Annotated in this window: 2 rRNA genes; both read right to left on the bottom strand. The window is 50.5% G+C overall.

What is annotated here, in order from left to right:
* Window positions 1-1,203 (bottom strand): 23S ribosomal RNA (locus J3353_RS15795); the annotation flags it as partial.
* Window positions 1,204-1,477: 274 nt separating this feature from the next.
* A 16S ribosomal RNA gene (locus J3353_RS15790) occupies window positions 1,478-2,802 on the bottom strand; the annotation flags it as partial.

Genomic DNA, 2,802 nt, shown 5'->3' with positions numbered 1-2,802 from the left:
CATTGCCTAAGCTTCGGTGTCAGGTTTAGCCCCGTTAAATTCTCCGCGCAAAGACGCTCGACCAGTGAGCTATTACGCACTCTTTGAATGAGTGGCTGCTTCTGAGCCAACATCCTGGTTGTCTGCGTATCTTCACATCGTTTTCCACTTAACCTGACTTTGGGACCTTAGCTGTAGATCTGGGCTGTTTCCCTTTTGACAATGACATTTATCTGACACTGTCTGACTCCCAAGCATCAATACTCTGGCATTCTGAGTTTGATAAGCTTCGCTAACCTCTCGGCCGCTAGGCTATTCAGTGCTTTACCTCCAGGTATCTAACTTGAGGCTAGTCCTAAAACTATTTCGGGGAGAACCAGCTATCTCCGGGTTCGATTGGAATTTCTCCGCTACCCACAGTTCATCCGCCGCCTTTTCAACGGAGGTCGGTTCGGTCCTCCATGGAATTTTACTTCCACTTCAACCTGACCATGGGTAGGTCACCCGGTTTCGGGCCCATTATATGCAACTTAACGCCCTTTTCAAACTCGCTTTCGCTTCGGCTCCAGACCTTAAGTCCTTAACCTTGCTGCATACAATCGCTCGCCGGACCGTTCTACAAAAAGTACCCTATCACACTTTGACGTGCTCTAGGTGCTTGTAGGCACAGGGTTTCAGGTTCTATTTCACTCCCCTCCCGGGGTGCTTTTCACCTTTCCTTCACAGTACTATACGCTATCGGTCACTGGGTAGTATTTAGGGTTGGAGGGTGGTCCCCCCGTATTCCGACCAGGTTTCACGTGTCTGGCCGTACTCTGGATCCTGCGCAGCTCTCTCCGTTTTCACCTACGTGGTTCTCACACTCTCTGACCGGCCTTCCCATGCCGTTCGGTTAACAGATTGAGTCTTAAAAGCAGTCCGTACCCCGAAAGTATTTCTACTCTCGGTTTGCCCTCTTCCGCGTTCGCTCGCCACTACTTACGGAATCTCGTTTGATGTCTCTTCCTCGCCCTACTTAGATGTTTCAGTTCAGGCGGTTCCCTCAATACACCTATTTTGAATTTCAGTGTATTGTACCTGAGTATGAACCCAGGTGAGTTTCCTCATTCAGAGATCTCCGGATCAATGCTTATTTGCAGCTCCCCGAAGCTTATCGCAGCTTATCACGTCTTTCATCGGCTCCCAGTGCCAAGGCATTCGCCCTGCGCCCTTGTTCGCTTGACCATTCAAACTATTCTCTTTCGAGAATGGCTTGTATTTCCTCTTGATTCTCTTTTGCCAACGAAGATTATTGTTACCCTTCCTTTTGAAATTGCAATATTTCTTAAAAGAACTTACTATAATCTTTGTTTCGCAGTTATTATTCAGTTTTCAAGGTACGTCTTTGAGTGTCCTTTTCAGGGCCCTCAAAATCGAACAATATCTACTCTGCTTGTATCTGTCACCTGTTCCAGATGTCGACCATCTTCGATGTTCTTCCATCTGCCTGACTCCTTAGAAAGGAGGTGATCCAGCCGCAGGTTCTCCTACGGCTACCTTGTTACGACTTCACCCCAATCACCAGTTTTACCTTCGGCGGCGTCCTCCTTGCGGTTAGACTACCGACTTCGGGTCCCCCCGGCTCTCATGGTGTGACGGGCGGTGTGTACAAGGCCCGGGAACGTATTCACCGTGGCATGCTGATCCACGATTACTAGCAATTCCGACTTCGTGCAGGCGAGTTGCAGCCTGCAGTCCGAACTGGGACGTTGTTTCTGAGTTTTGCTCCACCTCGCGGTCTTGCTTCTCTTTGTTTAACGCCATTGTAGTACGTGTGTAGCCCAAGTCATAAAGGGCATGATGATTTGACGTCATCCCCACCTTCCTCCGTTTTGTCAACGGCAGTCCTGCCAGAGTCCTCTTGCGTAGTAACTGACAGTAAGGGTTGCGCTCGTTGCGGGACTTAACCCAACATCTCACGACACGAGCTGACGACAACCATGCACCACCTGTCTCTGCGTCCCGAAGGAAAATACTGTTTCCAGCATCGTCGCAGGATGTCAAGACTTGGTAAGGTTCTTCGCGTTGCGTCGAATTAAACCACATACTCCACTGCTTGTGCGGGCCCCCGTCAATTCCTTTGAGTTTCAACCTTGCGGTCGTACTCCCCAGGTGGATTACTTATTGTGTTAACTGCGGCACTGAAGGGGTCAATCCTCCAACACCTAGTAATCATCGTTTACGGTGTGGACTACCAGGGTATCTAATCCTGTTTGCTACCCACACTTTCGAGCCTCAGCGTCAGTTGGTGCCCAGTAGGCCGCCTTCGCCACTGGTGTTCCTCCCGATATCTACGCATTCCACCGCTACACCGGGAATTCCGCCTACCTCTGCACTACTCAAGAAAAACAGTTTTGAAAGCAGTTTATGGGTTGAGCCCATAGATTTCACTTCCAACTTGTCTTCCCGCCTGCGCTCCCTTTACACCCAGTAATTCCGGACAACGCTTGTGACCTACGTTTTACCGCGGCTGCTGGCACGTAGTTAGCCGTCACTTCCTTGTTGAGTACCGTCATTATCTTCCTCAACAACAGGAGTTTACAATCCGAAGACCTTCTTCCTCCACGCGGCGTCGCTGCATCAGGGTTTCCCCCATTGTGCAATATTCCCCACTGCTGCCTCCCGTAGGAGTCTGGGCCGTGTCTCAGTCCCAATGTGGCCGTTCAACCTCTCAGTCCGGCTACCGATCGTCGCCTTGGTGGGCCATTACCTCACCAACTAGCTAATCGGACGCGAGGCCATCTCAAAGCGGATTGCTCCTTTTCCCTCTGGTCGATGCCGACC

The sequence above is a fragment of the Faecalibacterium sp. Marseille-Q4137 genome (assembly GCF_017377535.1).
GTDB lineage: Bacteria > Bacillota > Clostridia > Oscillospirales > Ruminococcaceae > Faecalibacterium > Faecalibacterium duncaniae.
The sequence above is the reverse complement of the archived record's forward strand: the minus strand, read 5'-3'. Positions and strand labels throughout refer to the sequence as shown.